The organism is Streptomyces sp. DH24 (genome assembly GCF_029813775.1).
Taxonomy (GTDB): domain Bacteria; phylum Actinomycetota; class Actinomycetes; order Streptomycetales; family Streptomycetaceae; genus Streptomyces.
This window is the reverse complement of sequence record NZ_JARVKW010000022.1, coordinates 87,051-111,950: the sequence shown is the minus strand read 5'-3', so window position 1 is coordinate 111,950 and position 24,900 is coordinate 87,051. Positions and strand designations below refer to the sequence as shown.

The 24,900-nt window shown below is 70.9% G+C and carries 24 protein-coding genes and 2 pseudogenes; 12 read left to right on the top strand and 14 right to left on the bottom strand.

What is annotated here, in order from left to right; translation table 11 throughout:
* Positions 1 to 145 precede the first annotated feature (145 nt).
* The gene (locus tag QC282_RS19405; protein WP_006136301.1) at positions 146 to 454 is read right to left on the bottom strand and encodes a hypothetical protein; all 309 of its coding nucleotides are present in this window, start codon (positions 452 to 454) and stop codon (positions 146 to 148) included.
* A 536-nt stretch (positions 455 to 990) separates the two neighbouring features.
* Between QC282_RS19405 and QC282_RS19400 the strand changes: the two genes are divergently transcribed.
* Both QC282_RS19400 and QC282_RS19395 read left to right on the top strand, forming a co-directional pair.
* A complete protein-coding gene (locus tag QC282_RS19400) occupies positions 991 to 1,998 on the top strand; it encodes a bifunctional lytic transglycosylase/C40 family peptidase (protein WP_279550754.1) in 1,008 nt (335 codons plus the stop codon).
* A gap of 231 nt (positions 1,999 to 2,229) precedes the next feature.
* Complete coding sequence (locus QC282_RS19395; RefSeq protein ID WP_279550753.1) at positions 2,230 to 2,937, top strand: phosphatase PAP2 family protein; 708 nt, start codon at positions 2,230 to 2,232, stop codon at positions 2,935 to 2,937.
* Positions 2,938 to 2,955: 18 nt separating this feature from the next.
* Here QC282_RS19395 and QC282_RS19390 read toward each other — a convergent pair whose 3' ends face one another.
* Positions 2,956 to 4,512 carry an FAD-binding oxidoreductase gene (locus QC282_RS19390; protein ID WP_279550752.1) on the bottom strand — a complete coding sequence of 519 codons (1,557 nt, stop codon included), beginning with the start codon at positions 4,510 to 4,512 and terminating at the stop codon, positions 2,956 to 2,958.
* A gap of 75 nt (positions 4,513 to 4,587) precedes the next feature.
* The gene (locus QC282_RS19385) at positions 4,588 to 4,758 is read right to left on the bottom strand and encodes a hypothetical protein (protein WP_279550751.1); all 171 of its coding nucleotides are present in this window, start codon (positions 4,756 to 4,758) and stop codon (positions 4,588 to 4,590) included.
* A 126-nt stretch (positions 4,759 to 4,884) separates the two neighbouring features.
* Here QC282_RS19385 and QC282_RS19380 point away from each other — a divergent pair, with 126 nt between their 5' ends.
* Positions 4,885 to 5,721: a hypothetical protein gene (locus QC282_RS19380; RefSeq protein WP_279550750.1), complete on the top strand. Its 837-nt coding sequence runs from the start codon at positions 4,885 to 4,887 to the stop codon at positions 5,719 to 5,721.
* A 110-nt stretch (positions 5,722 to 5,831) separates the two neighbouring features.
* Complete coding sequence (locus tag QC282_RS19375) at positions 5,832 to 6,011, top strand: hypothetical protein (protein WP_279550749.1); 180 nt, start codon at positions 5,832 to 5,834, stop codon at positions 6,009 to 6,011.
* Between the two features lie 45 nt (positions 6,012 to 6,056).
* Here QC282_RS19375 and QC282_RS19370 read toward each other — a convergent pair whose 3' ends face one another.
* Positions 6,057 to 6,434: a metal-sensitive transcriptional regulator gene (locus QC282_RS19370; RefSeq protein ID WP_279550748.1), complete on the bottom strand. Its 378-nt coding sequence runs from the start codon at positions 6,432 to 6,434 to the stop codon at positions 6,057 to 6,059.
* A gap of 239 nt (positions 6,435 to 6,673) precedes the next feature.
* On the opposite strand from QC282_RS19370, the gene QC282_RS19365 reads away from it, so the two are divergent.
* Together QC282_RS19365 and QC282_RS19360 are read left to right on the top strand one after the other, a co-directional pair.
* On the top strand, positions 6,674 to 7,294 hold the full coding sequence (locus QC282_RS19365) for a DUF47 domain-containing protein (RefSeq protein WP_189421789.1): 621 nt from the start codon (positions 6,674 to 6,676) through the stop codon (positions 7,292 to 7,294).
* Positions 7,295 to 7,301: 7 nt separating this feature from the next.
* Positions 7,302 to 8,300, top strand: a complete 999-nt coding sequence (locus QC282_RS19360) for an inorganic phosphate transporter (protein WP_279550747.1) — start codon at positions 7,302 to 7,304, stop codon at positions 8,298 to 8,300.
* Positions 8,301 to 8,989: 689 nt separating this feature from the next.
* On the opposite strand, the gene pstB is transcribed toward QC282_RS19360, so the two are convergent.
* The 7 genes from pstB to QC282_RS19325 all read right to left on the bottom strand — a co-directional run bounded on the left by pstB (position 8,990) and on the right by QC282_RS19325 (position 17,224).
* Positions 8,990 to 9,766: a phosphate ABC transporter ATP-binding protein PstB gene (pstB, locus tag QC282_RS19355; RefSeq protein ID WP_279550745.1), complete on the bottom strand. Its 777-nt coding sequence runs from the start codon at positions 9,764 to 9,766 to the stop codon at positions 8,990 to 8,992.
* A gap of 55 nt (positions 9,767 to 9,821) precedes the next feature.
* Positions 9,822 to 10,883 (bottom strand): phosphate ABC transporter permease PstA, encoded by a 1,062-nt coding sequence (gene pstA, locus QC282_RS19350; protein WP_279550744.1) that lies wholly within the window; start codon positions 10,881 to 10,883, stop codon positions 9,822 to 9,824.
* A complete protein-coding gene (pstC, locus tag QC282_RS19345; RefSeq protein ID WP_279550743.1) occupies positions 10,880 to 11,884 on the bottom strand; it encodes a phosphate ABC transporter permease subunit PstC in 1,005 nt (334 codons plus the stop codon). The genes pstA and pstC overlap by 4 nt, the downstream gene beginning before the upstream one ends.
* A 99-nt stretch (positions 11,885 to 11,983) precedes the next feature.
* Positions 11,984 to 13,111: a phosphate ABC transporter substrate-binding protein PstS gene (pstS, locus tag QC282_RS19340; protein ID WP_279550742.1), complete on the bottom strand. Its 1,128-nt coding sequence runs from the start codon at positions 13,109 to 13,111 to the stop codon at positions 11,984 to 11,986.
* A gap of 257 nt (positions 13,112 to 13,368) precedes the next feature.
* Positions 13,369 to 13,791, bottom strand: coding sequence for an NUDIX hydrolase (locus tag QC282_RS19335; protein WP_279550741.1), 423 nt, complete (start codon positions 13,789 to 13,791; stop codon positions 13,369 to 13,371).
* A 132-nt stretch (positions 13,792 to 13,923) separates the two neighbouring features.
* Positions 13,924 to 15,012 (bottom strand): CHAD domain-containing protein, encoded by a 1,089-nt coding sequence (locus QC282_RS19330; protein ID WP_279550740.1) that lies wholly within the window; start codon positions 15,010 to 15,012, stop codon positions 13,924 to 13,926.
* Complete coding sequence (locus tag QC282_RS19325) at positions 14,993 to 17,224, bottom strand: RNA degradosome polyphosphate kinase (protein ID WP_279550739.1); 2,232 nt, start codon at positions 17,222 to 17,224, stop codon at positions 14,993 to 14,995. Before QC282_RS19325 ends, QC282_RS19330 begins: the two co-directional genes overlap by 20 nt.
* A 412-nt stretch (positions 17,225 to 17,636) precedes the next feature.
* Here QC282_RS19325 and QC282_RS19320 point away from each other — a divergent pair.
* Together QC282_RS19320 and QC282_RS19315 are read left to right on the top strand one after the other, a co-directional pair.
* A pseudogene (locus QC282_RS19320) lies at positions 17,637 to 17,906 on the top strand (ABC transporter permease); the annotation flags it as partial.
* Positions 17,907 to 17,914: 8 nt separating this feature from the next.
* Positions 17,915 to 18,439: a hypothetical protein gene (locus QC282_RS19315; RefSeq protein WP_279550737.1), complete on the top strand. Its 525-nt coding sequence runs from the start codon at positions 17,915 to 17,917 to the stop codon at positions 18,437 to 18,439.
* A 185-nt stretch (positions 18,440 to 18,624) separates the two neighbouring features.
* On the opposite strand, the gene mshD is transcribed toward QC282_RS19315, so the two are convergent.
* A complete protein-coding gene (mshD, locus tag QC282_RS19310; protein WP_279550735.1) occupies positions 18,625 to 19,551 on the bottom strand; it encodes a mycothiol synthase in 927 nt (308 codons plus the stop codon).
* Between the two features lie 148 nt (positions 19,552 to 19,699).
* On the opposite strand from mshD, the gene QC282_RS19305 reads away from it, so the two are divergent.
* Together QC282_RS19305 and QC282_RS19300 are read left to right on the top strand one after the other, a co-directional pair.
* Positions 19,700 to 21,511 (top strand): bifunctional metallophosphatase/5'-nucleotidase, encoded by a 1,812-nt coding sequence (locus QC282_RS19305; RefSeq protein WP_279550734.1) that lies wholly within the window; start codon positions 19,700 to 19,702, stop codon positions 21,509 to 21,511.
* A 264-nt stretch (positions 21,512 to 21,775) separates the two neighbouring features.
* Complete coding sequence (locus QC282_RS19300; protein ID WP_279550733.1) at positions 21,776 to 22,303, top strand: DinB family protein; 528 nt, start codon at positions 21,776 to 21,778, stop codon at positions 22,301 to 22,303.
* Between the two features lie 100 nt (positions 22,304 to 22,403).
* Here QC282_RS19300 and QC282_RS19295 read toward each other — a convergent pair whose 3' ends face one another.
* Both QC282_RS19295 and QC282_RS19290 read right to left on the bottom strand, forming a co-directional pair.
* Positions 22,404 to 23,345 carry a hypothetical protein gene (locus QC282_RS19295; RefSeq protein ID WP_279550732.1) on the bottom strand — a complete coding sequence of 314 codons (942 nt, stop codon included), beginning with the start codon at positions 23,343 to 23,345 and terminating at the stop codon, positions 22,404 to 22,406.
* Positions 23,346 to 23,356: 11 nt separating this feature from the next.
* Positions 23,357 to 23,642: pseudogene (locus QC282_RS19290) on the bottom strand (hypothetical protein).
* 118 nt (positions 23,643 to 23,760) lie between these two features.
* On the opposite strand from QC282_RS19290, the gene QC282_RS19285 reads away from it, so the two are divergent.
* Complete coding sequence (locus QC282_RS19285; protein WP_279550731.1) at positions 23,761 to 24,588, top strand: helix-turn-helix transcriptional regulator; 828 nt, start codon at positions 23,761 to 23,763, stop codon at positions 24,586 to 24,588.
* Positions 24,585 to 24,788, top strand: coding sequence for a DUF397 domain-containing protein (locus QC282_RS19280; protein WP_279550730.1), 204 nt, complete (start codon positions 24,585 to 24,587; stop codon positions 24,786 to 24,788). The genes QC282_RS19285 and QC282_RS19280 overlap by 4 nt, the downstream gene beginning before the upstream one ends.
* Positions 24,789 to 24,900: the final 112 nt, after the last annotated feature.

Sequence of the window (24,900 nt, the reverse complement as noted above, 5' to 3'; positions counted from 1 at the left end):
TCGTGCGGGAATCCCTCGCGGTACGACGGTAGCCGCGCTGGGTCCTGCGCGGGCGCGGTGTGGTGACTCGGCATCAGGGAGACGCAACCTCAGTCGGTGGCACGACGGGCGTGTGGGGTGGGAGGAGGAACCGGACGTGCCGTCGCTACACGGCCATGCCGTACACGATGGTGAAGAGCGTGCCGAGTGAGCCGATGATGAACACACCGGTCAGGCCCGCGATGATGAGGCCCTTGCCCTGCTCGGCGCTGAACGTGTCGCGGAGCGCGGTGGCGCCGATGCGCTGCTTGGCGGCGCCCCAGATGGCGATGCCGAGGCAGATGAGGATGGCGACCGCCATGACCACTTCGATCATGACCTTGGCCTCGTTGCCCAGGCTGCCGAAGGGGCCCCAGTCCGGAGCGATCCCGCCGATGATGGTGTTGATGTCTCCCTCGTCGGCCGCAAAGAGCATGTAAGTCACCGCCCCTGGTGGGTAGTTCCGCTGATCTCCCCTGCGGTGCGCAGAGGTCAGGCCCCATTGTCGCCGACAAATCCGCCGTCGCATGTCGACTTGGCGTCATTGGTTGGCAGGTTTCGTACGAATACCTTGCCGCCGCTCCACGCGGGCCCTGTCCTGGGGTGTGGAGCGGTGGGTGAGGAGTCGTATCGTCACTCTGTGTATCACGGCAGGTCACGCCGGGCAATGAGGCCTGGGCGGAACCTGTCGTGTGGTTCCGTCGTTGGGCCCTTTCGCGACTGGGCAGGGTTTCTGACGGCCGGTCGGGTGAGTTTCGCGACGGTGCTCCCCGGGTGAAGGCTGCCACGGGACGGCGGGGCACGCGCGCCGAGCAGGGCTCCGGGCGGGCCGGCGGGCTGGCGGGCTGGCGGCCCGGCGGTCGGCCGGGAAGCGCGGGGGAGGGATTTCGCCGACCCTGAGTGATCACCCCACGGCGGGTTCCCCGCCTCTACACTGATTCCGGCGACGGACTCGTGCGCGGCGAGGGGCGGTTGACGGTGCGTAAGGCGTGGATCGTGGGGATCGCTGCCATCGGTTCGGCACTCGCCTTCGTGATGCTCCTCGTCGTCGGGGTCTACGTCGTCGCGGGGAACCTGGTCGGCGGCGTCGGCGGCGCGGGCAAGCAGCTCGCCAAGGGATCGGTGCCCGCCGCGTACCAGAAGCTCGTGCAGCGGTGGGGGAACCTCTGCCCCGCCATCAACCCCGCGCTGCTCGCCGCCCAGCTCTACCAGGAGAGCGGCTTCAACCCGGGCGCGCAGAGCCCGGCGCAGGCCCAGGGCATCGCCCAGTTCATCCCGGGCACCTGGGCCACGCACGGCATCGACGGCGACGGCGACGGAGACCGCGACGTCTGGGACCCGAATGACGCGATTCCGTCGGCCGCGTCCTATGACTGCGAACTCGCGAAGTACGTCAAGGACGTCCCCGGGAACGCGACCGAGAACATGCTGGCGTCCTACAACGCGGGCGCCTACGCGGTCATCAAGTACGGGGGCGTGCCGCCGTACAAGGAGACGCAGAACTACGTCAGGAGGATCACCACGCTGGCCGAGAGCTTCGCCGCTCCGGTCAGCCGCGTCGACCCCTCCGAGCAGGCCGCCGGCGCCATCGCCTACGCCCAGAAGAAGCTCGGCACGCTCTACCTCTGGGGCGGCAACGGCACCGCTGAGCAGGGCGGACGCTTCGACTGCTCGGGTCTGACCAAGGCCGCCTACGAGAGCGTCGGCATCACGCTGCCGCGGGTCGCCAACGACCAGTACAACGCCGGGCCGCACCCCAACCGGGACGAGCTGCTCCCCGGTGATCTGGTGTTCTTCTCGGACGACCTCACCAACTCCCGCGCCATCCGGCACGTCGGCATCTACGTCGGTGGCGGATACATGATCAACGCGCCCCGTCCGGGTGCCGTGATCCGCTTCGACCCGATCGACACCCCCGACTACTTCGGCGCCACTCGGGTCACCGAAGATGGCGCGAAAGCGCTCCCCACCACGGTGTGAACCGAGCGTGAAGCCACCCCCTGAGCTGCGATGATGAGTCTCTCTTCGATAACGTCTGAGTGATCATTCGGTGGAGTGTGGAACGTATTAACGGGAGCCGTGCGTTCCTGATGACGTATCCGGACGACCGCGCGGACGCACGTCGGTGGCGGATCCACAGACCACGGGGGTGGCAAGCGGCGCACACAGGTGTGCGCCGGGGAACGAAGACGACGAAGGGGCCGCAGCATCATGGCTGGACTCGCCGCATCCGGGTCGAACCCCGACGTTGAGCTGCTCTACGACATCAACGGCCTGGCCAAGGCCGCACCACCCTGGTTCGACCGGGTCATGCAGTACGTCGGTGAGTACGGGCTGCTGCTGGCGATGGTGCTGCTCGTGCTGGGGTGCTGGTGGACCGTGCGGCGCCGGGGCGGCGCGGAAGCCGCTCCGTCGGTGGCGGCGCTGGCGTGGGCCCCGCTCGCGGCGGGCGTCGCCGTCCTGGTGAACGTGCCGATACGCGGGTTCGTGGAGCGGCCCCGCCCGTTCCGTGTCCACCAGGGCCTTGAGGTCCTCCAGCCCGGCAAGACCGACTTCTCGTTCGTCAGCGACCACGCCACCATCACCATGGCCATGGCCGTCGCCCTGTTCGTCGCCAACCGGAAGTTCGGCCTCGTCGGCATCGGCCTGGCGCTCCTCGAAGGCTTCTGCCGCGTCTACATGGGCGTGCACTACCCGACGGACGTCGTCGGCGGTTTCGCGCTCGGCACGGCCGCCGCGCTGCTGCTCTCGCCGGTCGCCATGGCGCTGCTGACGCCGCTGACCAGGACGATCGAGCGGTCCCCGCGCGCCGGACGGCTGATCACCGCCCGCCGCACGCCCGACGGCCACGACACGGTGGTCCCGGGCGCCACGGCGGGCCGCCTCCCCGGCTCCGAGGAGCGCGACCTCGCCGCCTGAGGCGGACGCCCGCGGCGCCTACAGGGCGTGCGGGTGGCTGAAGAAGCGGTGCGGGTCGTACTGCCGCTTCAGCCGGGCCAGGCGCGGCGCCGCGTCCCCGTAGTAGGCCGTGCGCCAGTCGGCGAGCGTCGGGTCCGGGTAGTTCTGGTACGCGGCGCCCGACGCGTAGGGCCGCATGGCCCGGTGAGCCTCCGTCAGCCAGGCCTGGGCGGTCGCGCCCGAGGTGCCCGGCCGCCAGGCCGCGATGTACTGGGCCAGCATCCGTGACCGCCGGTGCACGAACGCCGTGGCCGTCGGGGAGACCCGGTTCACGGCGCCGCCCAGCGCCGTCAGCGAGAAACTGCCCGCCCCGCCCCGCACCGACCGGATGCCCGAGAGCAGCGCGCGGATGCCCGCCGCCGGCAGCGACCGGTCGTAGAAGTCCGAGCGTGCCGCGTACGTCTCCCGACCCAGCGAACCCTGCGGGGTGCGGCCCGGGGTGCGGCCCGGCAGATGGCAGGCGGCGTCGGCCGCGAACGACGAGCAGCCGGCGTAGACCTCCATCGACTCCTCGTACGAGCGGCGTCGCAGCGAAACGCCGCTCGCCGAGGCGCCGATCCGGTCGGCGAGCCGGTCCACCGCGTTCTGGAGCTCGCCGTGGGTGCCGAGCGAGAACGCGCTCACGGAGACCGCCGGGGTGCCGTCGGCGGTGCTCGCCAGGTGCAGCGACGACCAGATCTCGTCCGGCTGCCCGGGACCCCACTCCTGCCAGGCCCGCACCACCTCGGCGGCCTTCGGCCAGGGCCAGGTCAGGTACGCCGTCACGCCCTGCGGCGCGGGACTGGTGCGAAAACGCAGCTCCGTGACGACGCCGAAGGTGCCGTTGCCGGCGCCGCGCAGCGCCCAGAACAGGTCCGGGTGCTCGGTCGCGTCGGCGGTGAGCTGCCTGCCGTCCGCGGTGACCAGCGTCGCCCGCGTCAGGCTGTCGCAGGTCAGGCCGTACGCGCGGGAGACCACACCGTGCCCGCCGCCGAGGGCGAGTCCGGAGACGCCGACCGTGGGACACGAACCGGCCGGGACGGTCACGCCCTTGGCGGCGAGGGCCCGGTAGACGCCGATGAGCTTGGCCCCGGCGCCGACGACCGCCTCGCCGCCGCTCGCCCTGATCCGGGCCAGCCGGGAGACGTCCACGACGAGACGGCCGTTGCCCGAGGACCAGCCGGCGTAGGAGTGACCGCCGTTGCGGATGGCGACGCGCAGGCCGTGCGCGCGGGCGTACGCCAGGGTCGTGCGGATGTCGTCCGGGTGGGCGACGTAGGCGACGGCGGCGGGTTTCAGGCCATCGAAGCGGGTGTTGTAGAGCTGCCGGGCCGTCGTCCAGTCCGCGTCGCCGGGCCGCACCAGTGTGCCGTCGAGGTCACCGGCGAGGGCCGACCAGTCGGCGGCGGCCGTGACCGTCGGGCGCGGCGGTGTGCGGGAAGCGGAGGCGGCCCCGGGGCCCGCGTGCGCCGTGCCGGACCCGCCGCCGTCGCAGGCGCCCGCGACGACCGCCGCGGCGGCCACCGCACCGCCCGAGATGAACGTACGCCGGTCCATGTGCGCCTCCCGGGAGTCCCGTGGAACGAGACGGGGCGGCGGGTGCCGGGGTTCCACGGCGTGCGCCCGGCGTGCTCAGCCGGTCGTGTGCCCCTCCGCGTCCGCCCGCGCCAGACTGCGCGCCCGGCGCGCGGGGCCGCGCCAGCCGCAGGAGCAGCGGGCCACGCAGAACGGCCCCTGTTCGACCGTGGTGGTCCGGTGCTGTGCCGTGTCCCCGGAAGGTTCGAGCCCGTCCTGCTGCGTCACGCGTTCCACGGTAGCGGTGTCGGGCGGCGGGCTCGTACACGGGCGCGTGACGGGGTTCCCTACCCGTCGTTAACCGGAACGACGAAGGGCCCGGGACGGACGGCGGCGGTTGGGGGTAGGCAGACGATGGCTGGGCGGCGGCGCAGGCGGATGGGCGGGGCGTTCGTCACGGTGGGTCTCGTGGGCTGCGTCTGTCTCGGCGCCGGCGGCTGCTCCGGCGGTCCGCGGGCCGCCGCCGACGACGCGCCGAAGGGCGATGCCGTGGAGGTGCTGCACCGGGCGGCGGACCGGCTGGCCGAGGCGGGCAGTTCGCAGGCCCGCACGTCGATGGAGATGGCGACCGGCGGCACGCGGGTGACCATCCGCGGCGAGGGCGTGTACGACTACCGCAGGCAGCTCGGGCGGTTGCGGGTGCTGCTGCCGCAGGACCCGGCCGGCCCGCGGCGGCCGATCACCGAACTCCTCGCGCCGGGCGCCCTGTTCATGAAGAACCGCGGTGCCGGGGTGCCCGCCGACAAGTGGGTGCGGGTGGACACGGCCACGCTGTCCGACGGGAACCTGGTCACCGGCGGTGCCACGGACCCGTTCGTCGCGGCCGAGGTGCTGCGCGGCACCCGGCGGGCGACGTACGTCGGGCCCACCGAGGTCGCCGGGGCGCAGGTGCGGCACTACCGGGGGACGGCCGATCTCGCGGTGGCCGCGCGGAGGGCCACGACGGCCAACCGGCAGGCGCTCGCGGCGGCGGCCGAAGGGTTCGCCACGACCGACGTCCCGTTCGACGCCTATCTCGACGACGAGGGCCGCATCCGCAAGGTCCGGCACCGGTTCAGCTTCGTCAACGGGCGCCAGAAGGGGCCCGTCGCCGTCGCCTCCACGACCCTGCTGTTCGACTTCGGCACGCCCGTGCGCGTACGGCTGCCGGAGGACGAGGACATCTACGCCGGCCGGATCGCCGAGGAGTGAGGAAGGCCACGTGCAAGCCTGACGGGCGTCAAGAACTAGCCCTTCCGTGCCATGCGCGGCGCGCGGACCGCTCCCTACTCTAGGAAGCCGGTGACGGCAGAGACGAGGTGATGCGCGTGGCTCCGGTCGGCGGTACGGCAGTTCAGGACCACGTGGCCCTCGCCGAGATCGAGCTCTGCGGTGAGCTGATCATCGCGGCCTCGGCCGCCCACGAGGAGCGGCTCAGCCTGGAGAGCATCGACGAGGTCCTGAAGGTGGCCGAGGAGCGGGCCCGCGCCACCGCCGAGTGACCGGAAACCGCCCCCGCCCGGTTTCTGGCCGGATTCCGCCCCCGCTCAGGTGCGCAGCAGCCGCCCGATCGCCTTGGTGGCCTCCTCGACCTTCGCGTCGACCTCGGCGCCGCCCTTGACGGCCGCGTCGGCGACGCAGTGGCGCAGGTGCTCCTCCAGCAGTTGCAGCGCGAAGGACTGCAGGGCCTTGGTGGAGGCGGAGACCTGGGTGAGTATGTCGATGCAGTAGACGTCCTCGTCGACCATCCGCTGCAGGCCCCGGATCTGGCCCTCGATGCGGCGCAGCCGCTTGAGGTGCTCGTCCTTCTGCTTGTGATAGCCGTGCACGCCGCGGTCGTGGTCGGTCAAGACGCCTGTTTCGTCCGGTACTTCCGTTACTTCCGGTGCGGAGGGCGCACCGGCGCCGGCCTCGGTGGTCGTCATCGCGTCCTCCTGGTGAGCGGATGGCGGACATATACCCCTAGTGGGTATATGGTAGCGAACTTCCTGGGTAGAGACCTCTTGGCCGACGCCGAGCGCGGAGGCCGGTCCGCAGTGCGCCTGCCGCCCCCCTGCTCATCACTGTGCCTGATGGGCGACACTGGTGGGCGGCCCGATAGCCGTGGCCGGATGATGCGCCTAGCATCAGCCTGACCGAAACCGATGCATCCCGAGGACCCCACGTGCGCTTTCGTCTGACCCCCAGGGAGACGAGCTTCTACGACATGTTCGCCGCATCCGCGGACAACATCGTCACGGGCTCGAAACTCCTCATGGAACTGCTCGGGGCGGACGCTTCCGCCCGGGCCGAGATCGCAGAGCGTATGCGGGCCGCCGAACACGCGGGTGACGACGCAACGCACGCGATCTTCCACCAGCTGAACTCCTCGTTCATCACGCCGTTCGACCGTGAGGACATCTACACCCTCGCGTCGTCCCTCGACGACATCATGGACTTCATGGAGGAGGCCGTCGACCTCGTCGTCCTCTACAACGTCGAGGAACTGCCGAAGGGCGTCGAGCAGCAGATCGAGGTCCTGGCCCGGGCGGCCGAGCTGACGGCCGAAGCGATGCCGAACCTCCGCACCATGGACAACCTGACCGAGTACTGGATCGAGGTCAACCGCCTGGAGAACCAGGCCGACCAGATCCACCGCAAGCTTCTCGCCCACCTCTTCAACGGCAAGTACGACGCGATCGAGGTGCTGAAGCTCAAGCAGATCGTGGACGTGCTGGAGGAGGCGGCGGACGCCTTCGAGCACGTGGCGAACACGGTGGAGACCATCGCCGTCAAGGAGTCCTGACCCGTACATGGACACCTTCGCTCTGGTCGTGACCATCGGGGTCGCGCTCTTCTTCACGTACACCAACGGCTTCCACGATTCGGCGAACGCGATCGCCACGTCCGTGTCCACGCGCGCGCTGACGCCGCGGGCCGCGCTGTCGATGGCCGCGGTGATGAACCTCGCCGGCGCGTTTCTCGGCTCGGGTGTCGCCAAGACGGTCAGCGAAGGGCTGATCGAGACGCCCGAGGGCTCGACGGGGATGGGCATCCTCTTCTCGGCACTCGTGGGCGCGATCACCTGGAACCTGATCACCTGGTACTTCGGACTGCCGTCCTCCTCCTCTCACGCGCTGTTCGGCGGCATGGTGGGCGCGGCCCTGGCCGGCGGCACGGCCGTGTACTGGCACGGGGTGCTGGAGAAGATCGTCATCCCGATGTTCATCTCCCCCGTCGTCGGCCTCCTCGTCGGCTACCTGGTGATGACGGCGATCATGTGGATCTTCCGCCGGGCCAACCCGCACAAGGCGAAGCGGGGGTTCCGTATAGCGCAGACGGTCTCGGCGGCGGGCATGGCGCTGGGCCACGGTCTGCAGGACGCGCAGAAGACGATGGGCATCGTGGTGATGGCCCTCGTCATCGCCGACGTCGAGGACTACGGCGATCCCATCCCGATCTGGGTGAAGATCGCCTGCGCGGTGATGCTGTCGCTCGGTACGTACGCCGGTGGCTGGCGGATCATGCGGACGCTGGGCCGCAAGATCATCGAGCTGGATCCGCCGCAGGGGTTCGCCGCGGAGACGACGGGTGCGTCGATCATGTTCGCGACGGCGTTCCTGTTCAAGGCGCCGATCTCCACGACGCATGTCATCACGTCGGCGATCATGGGCGTCGGGGCGACGAAGCGGGTGAACGCCGTGCGGTGGGGTGTCGCCAAGAACATCATCCTGGGCTGGTTCATCACGATGCCGGCGGCGGCGGCGGTGGCGGCGGTCGCGTACTGGATCGTGAACCTGGCGTTTCTGTAGTCCCCGAGTCTCCTTACACACCCGGCGCCCTTCTGGACGCCGGGTGTTGTACGTCGTGGGGGGGGCGGGGCGGCGTTGCGCTGACCGCAGGGGGTTCGCGCGGCCCGGCGCTGCGGGGTTGCCGCCCGCGCCCACCCGTGCCGCCCCAGCGGCACGACTGCCCGCGGCGTGACGGACCCGCAGCCGCGTACGGCGGGAAGGGGACGTGTCGGGGGGTGTCCGCCCGCAGCGGTTGGCGCGTCAACGCCGGGGCGTTTTCAAGTGACCGATTTCGCGCCGTTCCGAGGACGGACACCCCCCGGCGCGGCCCCGACCCACCCACCGAACCGACAGCGCAACGCACGCCCCCACCGAACCCGCACAGGCCGCCGCAGGCACCACACCCGCCACCACCCACCCCGCACAGGCCGCCGCAGGCACCCGCTCCGCCACCACCCACCCCGCACAGGCTGCCGCAGGCACCCCGCCCCACCGCCGGAGGCCGCCGCAGGCACCCCGCCCCACCGCCGGAGGCACGGCGCGGGCCCGCCCCCGGGAGCCAGGGGCGGGCCCTTTGGCCTCGCGGTGGCACCGCCATGCAGCACCGCGAGGAGTCTCGCGCCGTCGGATCGCGCCGTTGGCCGACACCGCCGAACGGACACCGCCGACCGACACCGTCGAACCGGCGTCGCCGGACCGGCGTTGGCCGATCAGCCGAAGCGGCCGGAGATGTAGTCCTCGGTCGCCTGGACCGACGGGTTGGAGAAGATCCGCTCCGTGTCGTCGATCTCGATCAGCTTGCCCGGCTGCCCCACGGCCGCCAGGTTGAAGAACGCCGTGCGGTCGGACACCCGCGCCGCCTGCTGCATGTTGTGCGTCACGATGACGATCGTGAAGCGCTCCTTCAGCTCACCGATCAGGTCCTCGATGGCCAGAGTGGAGATCGGGTCAAGGGCGGAGCAGGGCTCGTCCATGAGCAGGACGTTCGGCTCGACCGCGATCGCCCGGGCGATGCACAGCCGCTGCTGCTGACCACCGGACAGGCCGGACCCCGGCTTGTTCAGACGGTCCTTCACCTCGTTCCAGAGGTTCGCGCCCCGCAGCGACTTCTCGACCACGTCGTCCAGCTCGGACTTCTTGTACTTGCCGTTCAGCCGCAGCCCCGCCGCCACGTTGTCGTACACCGACATCGTCGGGAACGGGTTCGGCCGCTGGAAGACCATGCCGACCTCACGCCGCACGGCGACCGGGTCGATCCCGGTGCCGTACAGGTTCTCGTCGTCGAGCATGACCTTGCCCTCGACGCGTCCGCCCGGCGTGACTTCGTGCATGCGGTTCAGCGTCCGCAGGAACGTGGACTTGCCGCAGCCGGACGGGCCGATGAAGGCCGTCACGGAGCGGGGCTCGATCGTCATCGAGATGTCCTCGATGGCGAGGAAGGAACCGTAATAGGCGTTGAGGCCGCTGACATCAATGCGCTTGGCCATGGTGAATCACTGCTTCTTTCGAGTCCGAGTCGCTGACTGTTCGTCCTTGGCCGCGTCAGCGACCGGTCTTCGGGGCCTTCCAGCGGGCGATGCCGCGGGCCCCCAGGTTGAGGATCATGATGAACGCGATGAGCGTCAGTGCCGCCGCCCAGGCACGGTCGTAGGCCGCACCCGAACCGCCGCTGTTCGCGTACTGGAGGTAGATGTACATCGGCAGCGAGGCCTGCGGGTCGGAGAAGGGGTTCGCGTTGATGAAGTTGGTACCCCAGACCAGCAGCAGTACGGGCGCGGTCTCGCCGGTGATACGGGCGATGGCGAGCATCACACCGGTGGTGATGCCGCCGATCGACGTCGGCAGGACCACCTTCAGGATGGTGCGCCACTTCGGCACGCCCAGCGCCAGCGACGCCTCGCGCAGCTCGTTCGGGACGAGCTTGAGCATCTCCTCGGTGGAGCGGACGACCACCGGGATCATCAGGATGGACAGGGCGAGCGAGCCGGCGAAGCCGGAGTAGCCCATGCCCAGGATCACGATCCACAGGCTGAGGATGAACAGACCGGCGACGATCGACGGGATGCCCGTCATGACGTCGACGAAGAAGGTGACGGCCTTGGCGAGCTTGCCGCGCCCGTACTCGACGAGGTAGATCGCGGTGAGCACACCGACCGGGACGGAGACCAGGGTGGCGAGGCCGACCTGCTGCAGCGTGCCGAGCAGCGCGTGGTAGATACCGCCGCCGGGCTCGGTGTCGGCGACGACGCCCATCGAGTGGGTGAGGAAGTAGCCGTCGAGGACCTTCACGCCCTGCTTGACGGTCTCCCAGATCAGCGAGGCGAGCGGCACGAGGGCGATGATGAACGCGACCCAGACCAGGCTGGTCGCGATGCGGTCCCTGGCCTGCCGGGGGCTCTCGACGGACGCGGAGATCCCGTACGTACCGAGGACGAAGGCGAGTGCGGCGATCAGGCCCCACTGGATGTTGCTGTCCAGCCCGGCGGCGGCGCTGATGCCGAGGCCGACGCCGACGGAACCCGCGGCGAGCGCCCAGGGGAACCACTTGGGCAGGGTCGCGCCGCGCAGGGCGCTGCGCTCTTCGGTGACGGTTGCGTTGCTCATGCGTTGGCCCCCGAGTACTCCTTGCGGCGGGCGATGATCAGGCGGGCCGCGCCGTTGACCAGCAGGGTGATGACGAAGAGCACCAGACCGGACGCGATCAGGGCGTCGCGGCCCATGGTGGTGGCCTCGTTGAACTTGCTGGCGATGTTCTGGGCGAAGGTGCCGCCGCCCGGGTCGAGCAGGCTGGCCGGGATGTCGAAGCTCGGGGAGAGGACCATCGCGACGGCCATCGTCTCGCCGAGGGCACGGCCGAGGCCGAGCATCGAGGCGGAGATGACGCCGGAGCGGCCGAACGGCAGCACGGTCAGGCGGACGACCTCCCAGCGCGTGGCGCCGAGAGCCAGGGCCGCTTCCTCGTGGATCTGCGGGACCTGCCGGAAGACCTCACGGCTCACGTTCGTGATGATCGGCAGGATCATGACCGCGAGCAGGATGCCGACAGTGAACAGCGAGCGGGGCGCGCCGCCGTTCCACTCCAGGACGCCGGTCCAGCCGAGGTACGCGTCCAGCCAGCCGTAGAGGCCGTTGAGGTTCGGGACCAGGACGAGGGCGCCCCACAGGCCGTAGACGATGGACGGCACGGCGGCGAGCAGGTCGATGACGTAGCCGATGGTGCCGCCCAGCTTGCGCGGGGCGTAGTGCGTGATGAACAGCGCGATGGCCACGGCGATCGGGACCGCGATGACCATGGCGATGATCGACGACACGACGGTGCCGAAGACCAGGACGGCGATACCGAACTCCGGCGGGGTGCCGCTCGGGTTCCACTCGAAGCTGGTGAAGAAGTTGGCCTCGTCCTTGCTGATGGCGAGGACGGCCCGGTAGGTCAGGAAGGCCGCGATGGCGGCCATGATCACCAGGACCAGGATGCCGGACCCGCGGGAGAGGCCGACGAAGACCCGGTCACCGGGGCGGGTGGCGCCGCGTGCGGCGCGCTTCTGCTCGGCGGTGCTGGGCTGCACGGGTGGGGGTGCGATGGTTTTCTGTGTCGATATGTCCATTGAGTTCTCCGGTCTGCGGAGTCACGCGGGTCGCGCGCTCCTGGCGGCGGTGCACCGGACGGTGCGGTCCGGCCCTGGCGGGCCGGACCGCAACTCAGGTCAGCTCAGGCCCGAGATGGTCTCGCGGACCTTGGTGATGATCTCGGTGGGCATCGGGGCGTAGCCGGCGTCGGCCAGCAGGTTCTGGCCGTCCTCGGAGGCCATGTAGTTCAGGAAGGACTTGGTGGCGGGCAGGGTGTCCGCCTTGTTGCCCTTGTCGCAGACGATCTCGTACGTCACGAGGACGATCGGGTACGCGCCGTCGGCGGACGGCGTGTAGTCGAGCTCCAGCGCCAGGTCCTTGCCGGTGCCGACGACCTTCGCGGCGCCGATGGCGGCGGTCGCGTTCTCCACCGTGGCCTTGACGGGCTCGGCGGCCTCGGTCTTGATGTCGACCGTCTTGATGCCGTCCTTGGCGTAGGACAGCTCGAAGTAGCCGATCGCGCCGGAGGTGGCCTTGACCTGCTGCGCCAGGCCGGAGGAACCGTTGGCGGACTGGCCGCCCTTGGCCTTCCACGCCTTCTCGGGCTCGTACTTCCAGTCCTTCGGCGCGGCGGCCTTCAGGTACTTGGTGAAGTTGTCCGTGGTGCCGGACTCGTCGGAGCGGTGGAAGGCCTGGATCTGCAGGTCAGGAAGCTTCGCCTCGGGGTTCAGCTTCTGGATGGCCGGGTCGTTCCACTTCTTGATCTGCGTGTCGAAGATCTTGGCCAGCGTGGCGGCGTCCAGGTTGAGCGTGTCGACGCCCGGGACGTTGAAGCCGACCGCGATCGGGCCGCCGACCATCGGCAGGTCGATGCCCTGGCCGCTCTTGCAGACCTTCTTGGAAGCCTCGATCTCCTCCGGGTCCAGCGCGGAGTCGGAGCCGGCGAACGCGGTCTGACCCTGGGTGAACGCGGTGATGCCGGCGCCGGAACCGTCAGGACGGTAGTTGACCTGCACGTCCTTGCAGCTGGCCGTGTACTGCTTGATCCACGCGTCGATCGCGTTCTTCTGCGCGGAGGAGCCGGACGCCTGCAGCTGGCCCTTGGCGTCGCCGCAGTCGATGTTGCCGGCCTGGGTGGTTTCCGAGGAGCCGTCACCGCTGGTGTTACCGGTGTCGTCGGAGCCGCACGCCGTGAGGGCCAGGGCGCCGGAGACGGCGAGAGCACCGAGAGCGAGGGCCCGCCGGTTCATGCGCTGAAGCTTCACTTGAGGGAGTTCCTTCCAGGAGCCGCCGTCCTGAATCCGGCGGCGTGCGAAGTCTGTTTGATGCGGACGCGTGGTCGAGGGATTTCGCGGCACGGCTCGCATCGGCTAAGGCCGAAATTAGGCAGAACAGGTGAAGCCGCCGATGGCCGTAAATGAACGTGGGGTGAACCCCTGAGGACGGTGCGGTGAGGTAACGGAACGCTTACGTCGAGGACACGGAGTGATTCCGGCTTCCCGGGCATCCCGGGGGCAATGGCCTAGTCCAAACGCAGGGCGTCGAGCAGCGCGTCGACCAGGTCCCGGTCGTGCGGCCGGGTGAGCCGGGCCCTGGCCGGTCCGGGGGCCAGCCACAGGATGCGGTCGACCTCGTCGGACGGGAGGAAGGAACCGGACACGGCCTCGGCCGCCCAGTACCGCACCTGCTTGGGGCGGCCGTCCGTCACGTACCGCACCGTGGGCAGCGCGGCGCCCGGCGCCGCGACGTGGCCCGTCTCCTCCTCCACCTCGCGCAGCGCGCCGGCGAGCGGTTCCTCGTCGGGTCTCAGCTTGCCCTTGGGGTGCGACCAGTCGTCGTATTTCGGCCGGTGCACGAGACAGAGCTCCAGCTCGCCGTGCACCGGGGAGCGGCGCCACAGGACGCACCCGGCCGCCTGAACGGTGCCGTCGCCGGACGTACTCACCGCGTGCTCACCGCCTCCGTCTCCGGAATCCTCGTACTCACTCGCGTACTCACGTGCTCGCGTCCGGGCCGTCCCGTCGGACGGGTCGGCCCGGACGTGCCCGCGAGGTGGGGCCTGCCGCGCGGACCCGGCCTAGGCCGTGCCGACCGCTTCCTTCTGCCAGCAGCGCTGGAACGCGTACCGTGCCGCCTCCACTTCATGCCGCTGATCGGCGTGGAGCACGCCGAGCGCGTACGCCGTCGCCGGGGCGATCCGCGGCGTACGGGCCGCCTGGGCCGCGGCGGCCGCCGCCTCCGAGGCGTCGCGGTGCCGGTCGAGGGCCTGCCCGGCGGTCAGCAGCCGCACGTCCACGGGCGCGGCCTCGCCGTACTCGCCGTGCAGCACCTCGCGCGCGTACCGGTGCAGGCGCAGCAGCAGGCGGACCTGGTGCCAGGGCGCGTCCTGCGGGTGCGGGGCCGGGTCCGGGGACAGGCCGTGGACCAGCGCCTCCGAGTTGTACGGGCTGCCCGCGGTGACCAGCGGCAGCGCCGCGACCGCCGCGGCGAGCCGCTCCTCGGCCGCCGCGGCCGGCGGCCCGAGCTCCGCGCTCGCCCCGGACGCGGCGAGCGGGACCTCGCTGGCCAGTACGGCGACCTTGTCGGCGACCGCGTGGAAGCGGCTGCTGCCCAGGGCCTGGAGGGCGGTGGAGTGGGCGCGGGTCCGGGCGAGGGTCAGCTGGCGTTCGAGCAGGGCGCCCGCCTTCGCCGCGCCGACCGTGAGGTTGCCGCGCTCCGCGGTGGCCGACGGGTGGGGGCGCGGGCCGGTGCCGCCGGGTTCCACCGCGCTCACGGCCACGCCCCCCTGGGCCGGGAGCACGGCCGCCCCGGACAGGCGGTGCAGGGCCTGCAGCAGCCGTTCCAGCCGGGACGCGTACGCGTGCTCCAGCGCCAACGTGCCCGACACCCAGGCCAGTTCGGGGCGCATCGACTCCGCCCAGTCCGGGTCGAGGAGCGCCTGGAAGGTGTGCAGGCTGCCGCTGATCCGGCGGGCCGAGCGGCGCAGCGCCCGGGCCGCATCCACGGCACCCTCCGCGCCGCCCGCCGCGGCCGACCCCCCGGTCTCCCGGTGCAGGCGCAGGGCGCGCAGGAACTCCGTCGCCTGGCCGCGCAGGTAGTCCGCGAGGGCGTCGCCGGTCACCGGCGAGGCCGTGGGGTCCGTCGGGTCAAGGTGTTGCTTTGCCACGCCGGCGCCTCCGGGCGTCTATGAGCATCTCCTGGATGTTGCGCAGCGGCACGCCGTCCGCGTCCGTCGCGTGCCGGGTCCACTCGCCGTCCGGGCCGAGGTGCCAGGACGCGGTGGTGTCGGACATCCCGGTCTCCAGCAGCCGGTTGAGGGCCGCCCGGTGCGCGGGGTCGGTGACCCGGACCAGTGCCTCTATGCGGCGGTCGAGGTTGCGGTGCATCATGTCGGCGCTGCCGAACCACACCTCGGGCTCGCCCCCGTTGCCGAAGGCGAAGACCCGGGAGTGCTCAAGGAACCGGCCGAGCACGGAGCGGACCCTGATGTTCTCCGACAGGCCCGCGACGCCGGGGCGCAGCGCGCAGATGCCCCGCACCCACACGTCCACCGGCACCCCCGCCTGGGACGCGCGGTACAGGGCGTCGATGACGGCCTCGTCGACCATCGAGTTGACCTTGATGCACACGTACGCGGGACGCCCGGCACGGTGGTGCTGGGCCTCCTTGTTGATCCGCGAGATCAGCCCGTCGCGCAGCGACTTCGGCGCCACCAGCAGCCGGCGGTACGTCTCGCGGCGCGAGTAGCCCGACAGCCGGTTGAACAGGTCGGACAGGTCCGCCCCGACCTGCGGGTCGGCCGTGAGCAGGCCGAGGTCCTCGTAGAGGCGGGCCGTCTTCGGGTGGTAGTTGCCGGTGCCGACGTGGCTGTAGCGCCGCAGCGTGTCGCCCTCCTGGCGCACCACCAGGGACAGCTTGCAGTGCGTCTTCAGGCCGACCAGGCCGTAGACGACGTGGCAGCCGGCCTCCTCCAGCTTGCGCGCCCACTTGATGTTGGCGTGCTCGTCGAAGCGGGCCTTGATCTCGACCAGCACGAGGACCTGCTTGCCGGACTCGGCGGCGTCGATGAGCGCGTCGACTATCGGGGAGTCGCCCGAGGTCCGGTACAGGGTCTGCTTGATGGCCAGCACGTCCGGGTCGCCCGCGGCCTGCTCCAGGAAGGCCTGCACCGACGTCGAGAACGAGTCGTAGGGGTGGTGCAGCAGCACGTCACGGCTGCGCAGCGCCGCGAAGATGTCGGGCGCGGACGCCGACTCGACCTCGGCGAGATCGCGGTGGGTGCCGGCGATGAACTTCGGGTACTTCAGCTCCGGCCGGTCGAGGCTGTGGATGCGGAAGAGGCCGGTGAGGTCCAGGGGGCCCGGCAGCGGGTACACCTCGGCCTCGCTGATCTTCAGCTCCCGCACCAGCAGGTCCAGCACCTCGCGGTCGATGGACTCCTCGACCTCCAGGCGCACCGGCGGCCCGAAGCGGCGCCGCATGAGTTCCTTCTCCAGGGCCTGGAGCAGGTTCTCCGCGTCGTCCTCCTCGACCTCCAGGTCCTCGTTGCGGGTGAGGCGGAAGGCGTGGTGCTCCAGCACCTCCATGCCCGGGAACAGCTCCTCCAGATGGGCCGCGATGACGTCCTCGATCGGGACGAACCGGCCGGGGGAGGCCTCCAGGAAGCGGGACAGCAGCGGCGGCACCTTCACGCGCGCGAAGTGGCGGTGCCCGGTGACGGGGTTGCGGACGACGACCGCGAGGTTCAGCGACAGGCCCGAGATGTACGGGAAGGGGTGCGCGGGGTCGACGGCCAGCGGCGTCAGCACCGGGAAGATCTGGTGCTTGAACAGCGTGAACAGCCGCGCCTGCTCCTTCTCCGCCAGCTCGTTCCAGCGGACCAGGTGGATGCCCTCCTCGGCGAGGGCGGGGGCGACGTCCTCGTGGAAACACGCCGCGTGCCGGGCCATCAGCTCCCGGGAGCGGGCCCAGATCATCTCCAGGACCTCGCGCGGCTGGAGGCCCGAGGCGGAGCGGGTGGCCACGCCCGTGGCGATGCGGCGCTTCAGGCCGGCCACCCGGACCATGAAGAACTCGTCCAGGTTGCTGGCGAAGATCGCGAGGAAGTTGGCGCGCTCCAGCAGGGGCGTGTTCGGGTCCTCGGCGAGTTCGAGGACGCGCTCGTTGAACGCGAGCCAGCTGCGCTCCCGGTCCAGGAACCGGCCCGTCGGCAGCGGGACGCCGTCCGACGGCGCCTCCTCGTAGCCGTCGAGGTCGGCGTCGATGTCCGGTTCCAGGTCGGAGACCGTGGCCGCCACGGTGTGCGGGCGGTGCGCGGCTATGGAGCCCACGGAGGGCTGCGCGTGCTGGACCTGTGCCTGGGTGTTCGGCTGGCTCATGGACCCATTGTTCCGCGCGTGGGGCGTCACGGGCGCGTCGGAACGCGCGCGCGGCAGCGCGGTGGCGATCCGGAGGTCCCCGTTTCGCACGTTCCCCTCGGGAGGCGGCGAAGGCTCTGGCACGGCGGGCGTCATTTGCCGAGCGTCGCAAGGTCGTCTGAATCGATGGTTACGGCGACATGACGTGAGGGATAGCGGGGGGCGGCTCGCGGGGGTCGTGGGGAGCGGCGGAAGCAGGGGAAAGCGGGGGGACGCGTGCCGGCACAGGGGGTGTGGCCCCTCCCCAGGTCCTCCGACTGAAAGGTGTGTGGAGAACCTGTGGAGAGGGTGGCCCTCAGGCGGTTCGGCGGCGCAGGAGCGTGAAGGCGGCGGCCGTGGCCAGGGCGGCGACGACCAGGACGATGCCGGTCGCCTGGCCGGCGGCAGCGCGGCGGACCGCTCCCTCACCGTCCGTGAGCGTGTCCAGGCGCGTTACGGCCTGGGCTCGGACGCCGCCCTCGCTCCGCTGACGAAGCCGTCACAGGTGACCGTCGGCACCGCCTGGGGCGGCAACCGCGTCCCCGAGTTCGCGGTCGGCGTGGCCTTGGTCCTCGTCGCGGGCGACGAGTCGAGCGGCAGCCAGGTGTGCCACGCACGCGTCGTGACGTTCATGTGGCCGGCACTGGCCGCGCAGGACGACCCGACGACCGCTTGGCCCTGACGGCCTGCGCAGGGACGGGGCTGCTGCTCGCCGCGGTGCCCCGTCTCCTGCCGGACGGGCCCGACCCGTGGCTGTCCCTCACCCTGCTGCGGGCCGCCATGGTCTGTCTCGCCCTCGTCCCGGCGTTCCTGCTGGACGACTCCGCCCGGCACACGACCGCCACCGTGCCGACCGGGCGCCCGGTCCGCACCGGCCTGCGTGTGCGGCTCGCCGTGCCGTTCGTCGCCGTGTGGTGGACGGCGGCCCCGCACCTCATACCGCCGGACGTCAAACCCCCGGCAGGTGCCGTCACCCTGGAGGCGGCCACCGTCGCCGCCACGGCACTCGCCCTCGCGCACTCGCGGTGCGCCGCACGTCGAGCGCGACGCCGGGCACGGCCACCGCGGTTCGGCTGCCGACGCTGCTGGTGTCAGCGGCGCTCCTGCCGGACCGGTGGGGCGTGTTCGTCGCGCGGACCAGCCCGGAGTGGGAGGCGGCGCACGCCCGTTGGGCAGCGGCGCTGGCGGTGGCGCTGATCCTCACGGCGCTGAGCTTGCCGGAACCGTGCAGGCGCCGGCGCCTGAGATTCAGTCGGGCCGAGGGCTTTCGGTGACGTCGGCACCGGCACGGGTGCCGGACGCGGAGACCGGTCGTTCCCGGAACTCACCGCTTCGCCCGATACATCCGGAAAGCGCCTGTCGCGATGCGGTGGTCCGGAACCTCACGTCTCCGTCCGGTACATGAGGTCCGTCTCGTAGGTGGTGAACCCCAACCGCTCATACACGGACACGGCCGCCTTGTTGTCGGCGTCGACGTACAGCATCGCCGTGGGCAACCCCTGCGCCGCCAGGTGCCGCAGGCCGATCGTGGTGAGGGCCTTGCCGAGGCCGGTGCCCTGGGCCGTGGGGCTGACGCCGAGGACGTAGACCTCGCCGAGCCGCTCCTCCGCGTGCACCTTCGTCCAGTGGAAGCCGACCAGCTCGCCGCCGCGCTCGGCCAGGAAGAACCCGGTGGGGTCGAACCACGGTTCGGCCTTGCGGTCGTCGAGGTCGCGCTGGGTGAGGGAGCCCTGTTCGGGATGGTGGGCGAAGGCGGCGGCGTTCAGTGCGAGCCAGGCGGCGTCGTCCTGGCCGGGGACGAAGGTGCGGACGGTGACGCCCTCGGGCAGCACCGGCTCGGGCGCGTCCAAGCCGGCCAGGGGGCGGCGCATCTGCCGCAGTTCGCGGAACAGGGTGAGCCCGAGGACCTGCGAGAGATGCCGGGCGGCGGAGTGCCCGCCGTGCGCCCAGACCCGCAGCCGCTTGCCGGAGGCCGCGAGGAGCGCCGCGCCGAGCGCCCGGCCGTGCCCCTGGCCGCGGTGCGAGGGGTGGACGACGAGTTCGGCGGCGGGCGGCTCCACCGGGTCGGTGTCCTCCAGCTGGGCATAGCCGACGAGCTCGGTGCCGGACAGGGCCAGCAGATGGGAGACGCCCTCGCGCTCACCGCCGCGCAACTGGAGCCGCCCCTGCTCGGACACCGCCTGCTGACCGTCGTACCGGGCGGCCTCGGCGAGCAGGCCGAGGACGGCCTCGGTCTGCTCCGGGGAGAGCGCGGCGGAGGTCTCGATGGAGCGGGCGCTGCCGGGCTGTGCGATGTCGTCGCTGGTCATGCGTACGAGGGTACGGCCAGACACCCCCGAAGCGGCGGTAAAGAAGCAACCAGGATGTAACCACGAACACACTGTCGCGCTACGCGCGTTGACCTTAGGCTGCGCCGGACGGGACCCACACATTCCAGCCAGATCCTCAGGGGGGCGAATGCCAACCACATCCCAGGCGAATCCGCGCCGCAGACGTCGGACGTACCGTCTGATCGCGGCGGCAGCCGGTGTCGCCACGGCCGGTGCGCTGGCCGCCGCGCTGCCCGGCTCGGCGAGCGCGGACGAGAGCCCGCGGTCGGCAGCCCACAAGCCCGGCCGTTACCAGGACGTTCAGCTGCTGTCCTTCAACGACCTGCACGGCAACCTGGAGCCGCCGTCCGGTTCGTCCGGCCGGGTCACTGAACTGCAGCACGACGGCACGACGAAGACGGTCGACGCGGGCGGCGTGGAGTACCTCGCCACGCACCTGCGCACGGCGCGCGAGGGCAACCCGTACTCGATCACCGCCGCCGGCGGCGACATGGTCGGCGCCTCGCCGCTGATCTCGGGCCTGTTCCACGACGAGCCCACCATCGAGGCGCTGAACAAGCTCGACCTGGACGTCACGTCCGTCGGCAACCACGAGTTCGACGAGGGCGCGCGCGAGCTGTCCCGCCTGCAGAAGGGCGGCTGCCACCCCACCGAGGGCTGCTACACGGACGACGAGTTCACGGGCGCCGACTTCCCCTACCTCGCGGCGAACGTGCTGGACGAGAAGACCGGCAAGCCGATCCTCAAGCCGTACTGGGTGTGGAAGAAGAAGGACGTCAAGGTCGGTTTCATCGGCGTGACGCTGGAGGCCACCCCGGCCATCGTGTCCGCCGAGGGCGTCAAGGGCCTCACCTTCAAGGACGAGGTCGAGACGATCAACAAGTACGCCAAGGTGCTGCAGAAGCAGGGCGTGAAGTCGATCGTGGCGCTCATCCACGAGGGCGGCTTCCCGGCCTCCTCCGCGTACAACTACGACTGCGACGCGCCGGGCGCCGGCGACGGTGTCTCCGGTCCGATCGTCGACATCGCCAAGAACATCACGCCGCAGGTCGACGCGCTGGTCACCGGTCACACGCACAACCCGTACGTGTGCACCATCGACGACCCGGCGGGCAACCCCCGCACGGTCACGTCGGCCGCGTCGTTCGGGCGGCTGTACACCGACACGACGCTGACGTACGACCGGTGGACGGGTGACATCGCCCGTACGGCGGTGAAGTCGGCGAACCACGTGGTCACGCGGGACGTCCCCAAGGCGCCCGACATGACGCGGCTGATCGACAAGTGGAACACCCTGGCCGCCCCGATCGGCAACCGCGCCATCGGCCACATCTCCGGCGACATCGGCAACACCGGCACCGAGTCCCCGCTCGGCGACCTGATCGCGGACGCGCAGCTCGCCCACGGCAAGGAACTCGACCCGGAGACCGACCTGGCGCTGATGAACCCGGGCGGCATCCGCGCGCCCCTCACGTACGCGGCCAAGGCCGGTGAGGGCGACGGTGTGGTGACGTACGCGGAGGGCTTCACGGTGCAGCCGTTCGCGAACACCGTGAACCTGCAGGACTTCACGGGCGAGCAGCTGATCCAGGTCCTCAAGGAGCAGGTGAGCGGCGCGAACGCCGCGTCCCCGAAGGTCCTCCAGGTCTCCTCGGGCCTCACCTACACGCTGGACCTGACGAAGACGGGCGCGGACCGTGTCGTCACCGGCTCCATCAAGCTCGACGGGGCGGCGATCGACCCGGCGGCCACGTACCGCGTCGCGACGAACAGCTTCCTCGCGGGCGGCGGCGACGGCTTCCCCACGCTGGGTCAGGGCACGAACGACCTCGTCGGCCTGGACGACCTGTCGGCGCTGGAGAAGTACCTGACGGCGAACTCCTCGGCGTCGAACCCGATCGCGCCGCCGGCGGCGAACCGCATCACGATCGTGAAGTAGGCCGCCCGGGGGGGAACGGCCGCGACCGCCGCCGCAGGCGGGTGGTGTGGCCGTCCCGCGGGGCTGCCGTTCGCGGCGAAGGCGGTGGTGGGCCCGAGGGCCCCCACCGCCTTCCTCGTTCTCACGGAGAGCGGGGCCACCGGCGAGTGGCGCTCGCCCGCGCCTCTGTCGAACGGACCGGTGTGGCGCACCGGCATGGGGACCGGCATCAGGGCCACGCCTTCCGCGCGTTGCGGTGTCAGTGGGGTGTGCGAGGGTGCCGCCATGGCTACGACACCCGATGGGCGGACGATCCCGCCCGCGCACGCCGACGAGCGCACGATGCTGGAGGCGTGGCTGGACTTCCACCGCGCCACGCTGGCCCTGAAGTGCGCGGACCTGAACGACGAACAGGCGCGCACGGCATCGGCGGAGCCGTCGCCGATGACGCTGCTGGGCCTGGTGCAGCACATGGCGGAGGTGGAACGGAACTGGTTCCGGAGGGTGTTCGCGGGCGAGGACGCGCCGCCGCTGTTCGGCCCGGACAACGGGCACGGGTTCGGCCTGAGCCCGGACCGGGGCCTGGCGGAGGCAACGGCGGCCTGGCGGACGGAGGTCGAACGGGGCCGCGAGCTGATCGCGTCGGCCTCCCTGGAGGACGCCGGTCACCTCCCCGGCCACGAGGCGCGCCATGTGGGCGGCAACAGCGTCTCCCTGCGCTGGATCTTGGTCCACATGATCGAGGAGTACGCCCGCCACAACGGCCACGCGGACCTGATCAGGGAACGCATCGACGGCCGCGCCGGCGTCTGAGCCGGACGCAGGCCTGTCGCCGGGGAGGCGTGTGCCGGGCACGGCGTTCGAGCGGCGCCCGGCACACGACGGACGCCGGTGGCGGCGGCCGTCGGCCGGATCAGTTCAGATTGCCCTCGAAGCCGCTGTAGATCTCGGTGGCCTCGCAGAAGGCGAAGCCGAGGTGTTCGGCGACCCCGAGGGCCTCGTCGAGCTTGCGCAGTTCGAGGCCGTCGCAGTCGAGGCGGGCCCGCTCCCGGGCCAGTTGGGCCCGCGCCGTGGGCACGTCGGGCGCGGGCACCAGACCGCCCACCGTGTAGTTGGCGACGATGGTGTCGGGCAGGACGGGCCAGTCGAGCGCGGGGAACTGCTCACGCAACAGCCCGGTCAGCGCCGAGGCGTCGGTGAACCCCTCGGCCGGCAGCCCGGCGTCGGCACACAGCCGGGTCGGCCAGGTGTATCCGCGGGACATCCAGCCGGGCAGCAGGGCGGCGGCGAAGTCGAGCAGATTGAACGGCACCTCCTGGGCGAGGAGCCGCGCGGCGTCGAACTCCCGCTCTCCCCGGGGATGCCGCACCGTCCGCTGCCCGGCCCGCAGGGCCACAGCCGCACCGCGCAGAATCCGCAGGGGCAGCCGGAAGCTGTCGGCCAGCGCGGCGTCGTCCGGCAACTGCCCGCCGGGATCGGGCTCGACGCGCCCGCTCAGCGCGGGATCGATGCGCCCGGCCATCTCGCCGGCGATCGCGTCCACGGCGTCGAGGTCCGGGGCCGACAGATACCGCCGCAGGCCCTCGACAACGCTTCCCACCCCCTCACCGATGATGAAGAACGGCCGTCCCCAGAGATGCAGTTGTGAGTCGAAGGCGCTCTCACCCGCATCCGGGACAGCCTTCGACACACCAAGCGCCCATGCCTTGGCCCGGAACCGCGTCCTGCGTATCCGGACGGCCCGCTCCACCAGGTCCTCGATGTCGCCGTCGTCCCCGTGCCCCGCGAGATACGGCAGCAGCCGCGACTCGATCAGCCGCATGTCGACGGGGTGATAACTCGTGTCGAAACCCATGGCCGATCACCTTAGTGAGGCCCTCTGACACGCGCCCCGCGGCTGACAGCCACCCGCAGCACGTCCTCCAGGGACTCCGCGGCCCTGGGTGAGCGCGAATCGCAGGGCACGCTCACCGGCCGCCCGGTCGGCGAGAACGGCCCGCGCACCGCCGAGCACGTCCTGCCCCGAACCGATCTGCGCCTCCTCGATGTCGTCGGCGAGCCGGGAGATCACCCCGCGATCACCGTCGCTGCTGAGATAACAGGGTTTGCCGTCCGGGGTGGTCCACGGCAGAAGACGAAGGCCGGTGCTCACGGGGGCTCCTCACGAGGGGTGACTGATGACTGTTCGCACCCTGATCGTCACGGCCCGTGCCTACGCTGCGGAAGAGGGTCCGCGTTGACTCGGGCCCGGGACAACGAGGAGGAGCAAGGTGGCCGAACCGGCCGACGGGGAACGGGAGTCGGGGCGCGCCGTCCTGGGGCGCACGCTGAGGTACCTCCGGGAGAAGGCGGGCAAGTCCCTGGGCCAACTGGCCGAGGAAACCGGCTACGACAAGAGCTACCTGTGCCGACTGGAGTCGGGGGAGCGGCTGTCCAAGGTGACGGTGATGGAGGATCTGGACAGCTATTACGGAGCGGACGACCTGCTTGTCGGGTTGTGGAAGCTGGCCCGGTACGACGCTTTCAAAGACAAGTACAAGGAGTACATGCGCCTTGAGGCGGCGGCCCGGGTCATGCGCGTCTACACGCCGGACGTCCCGGGGCTGTTGCAGACGGAGGACTTCGCTCGCGAGGTGTTGTCCGGGCCGCAGGCAACGGAGCGCGACGCGGAAGCAGTCGAGGAGCAGGTGGCGGCGCGCATGGGACGGCAGTTGCTGCTGCGCCGGAATTCGCCGCCCAACGTCCGCTTCATCATTGACGAACTCGCCTTCCGCCGTCCGTCCGCGAGCGCCGAGACCTGGTTGGGACAACTGCGCCACATCGAGAGCACGGCGGACTTGCCCAATGTCGTCGTCCAGGTCCTGCCGTTCGCGGCGGGGGTCCACCAACTCATGGGCAGGGGCTCCCTGACCTTGCTGTGGCAGGCGGACGGAAGTGCCGTGGCCTATACGGAAGGCGACAGCAGCGGTCTGCTGATCGACGATCCGGAGGACGCCCTCCGACACCGTTTGTCCTACGATCACCTTCGGGATCTGGCGCTGACCCCGTCAGACTCGCTGACGTTCATCCGGGACGTACTGAAGGAGTACCGGCCATGACGTACACCCCCGACCTCAGCGGTGCGACTTGGCGCAAGTCGAGCTACAGCGACGGCGGCGCGAACAACTGCGTAGAAGTAGGCATAGGCCTCCCCGGCGTCGTCCCCGTCCGCGACAGCAAAGTCCCCCACGGCCCGGTGGTCGTCTTCCGGGTGTCTTCCTGGGCGGCGTTCGTGACGTCGGCCGCCGTCAGGTCGTAGTCGGCTGAACCTCGTACGGATCACGCCAACCCCTGGTGTGCCGCATTGCAGTCGCAATACTCTCTGCGACAGTATGTTCGACATTTCGCGCGTCGGGTGACGCGAGAGGCAG

Bases quoted from the DNA above. Each gene is read 5' to 3' on its own strand.
- QC282_RS19395 (WP_279550753.1), top strand. From the start codon at position 2,230: ATGGCTGGACTCGCCGCATCCGGGTCGAACCCCGACGTTGAGCTGCTC.
- QC282_RS19325 (WP_279550739.1), bottom strand. From the start codon at position 17,224: ATGAGCCAGCCGAACACCCAGGCACAGGTCCAGCACGCGCAGCCCTCC.
- mshD (WP_279550735.1), bottom strand. From the start codon at position 19,551: ATGACCAGCGACGACATCGCACAGCCCGGCAGCGCCCGCTCCATCGAG.
- QC282_RS19375 (WP_279550749.1), top strand. From the start codon at position 5,832: ATGCGCGTGGCTCCGGTCGGCGGTACGGCAGTTCAGGACCACGTGGCC.
- QC282_RS19380 (WP_279550750.1), top strand. From the start codon at position 4,885: ATGGCTGGGCGGCGGCGCAGGCGGATGGGCGGGGCGTTCGTCACGGTG.
- QC282_RS19295 (WP_279550732.1), bottom strand. From the start codon at position 23,345: ATGGGTTTCGACACGAGTTATCACCCCGTCGACATGCGGCTGATCGAG.
- QC282_RS19305 (WP_279550734.1), top strand. From the start codon at position 19,700: ATGCCAACCACATCCCAGGCGAATCCGCGCCGCAGACGTCGGACGTAC.
- QC282_RS19390 (WP_279550752.1), bottom strand. From the start codon at position 4,512: ATGGACCGGCGTACGTTCATCTCGGGCGGTGCGGTGGCCGCCGCGGCG.
- pstC (WP_279550743.1), bottom strand. From the start codon at position 11,884: ATGGACATATCGACACAGAAAACCATCGCACCCCCACCCGTGCAGCCC.
- pstA (WP_279550744.1), bottom strand. From the start codon at position 10,883: ATGAGCAACGCAACCGTCACCGAAGAGCGCAGCGCCCTGCGCGGCGCG.
- QC282_RS19370 (WP_279550748.1), bottom strand. From the start codon at position 6,434: ATGACGACCACCGAGGCCGGCGCCGGTGCGCCCTCCGCACCGGAAGTA.
- QC282_RS19360 (WP_279550747.1), top strand. From the start codon at position 7,302: ATGGACACCTTCGCTCTGGTCGTGACCATCGGGGTCGCGCTCTTCTTC.
- QC282_RS19405 (WP_006136301.1), bottom strand. From the start codon at position 454: ATGCTCTTTGCGGCCGACGAGGGAGACATCAACACCATCATCGGCGGG.
- QC282_RS19280 (WP_279550730.1), top strand. From the start codon at position 24,585: ATGACGTACACCCCCGACCTCAGCGGTGCGACTTGGCGCAAGTCGAGC.
- pstB (WP_279550745.1), bottom strand. From the start codon at position 9,766: ATGGCCAAGCGCATTGATGTCAGCGGCCTCAACGCCTATTACGGTTCC.
- QC282_RS19300 (WP_279550733.1), top strand. From the start codon at position 21,776: ATGGCTACGACACCCGATGGGCGGACGATCCCGCCCGCGCACGCCGAC.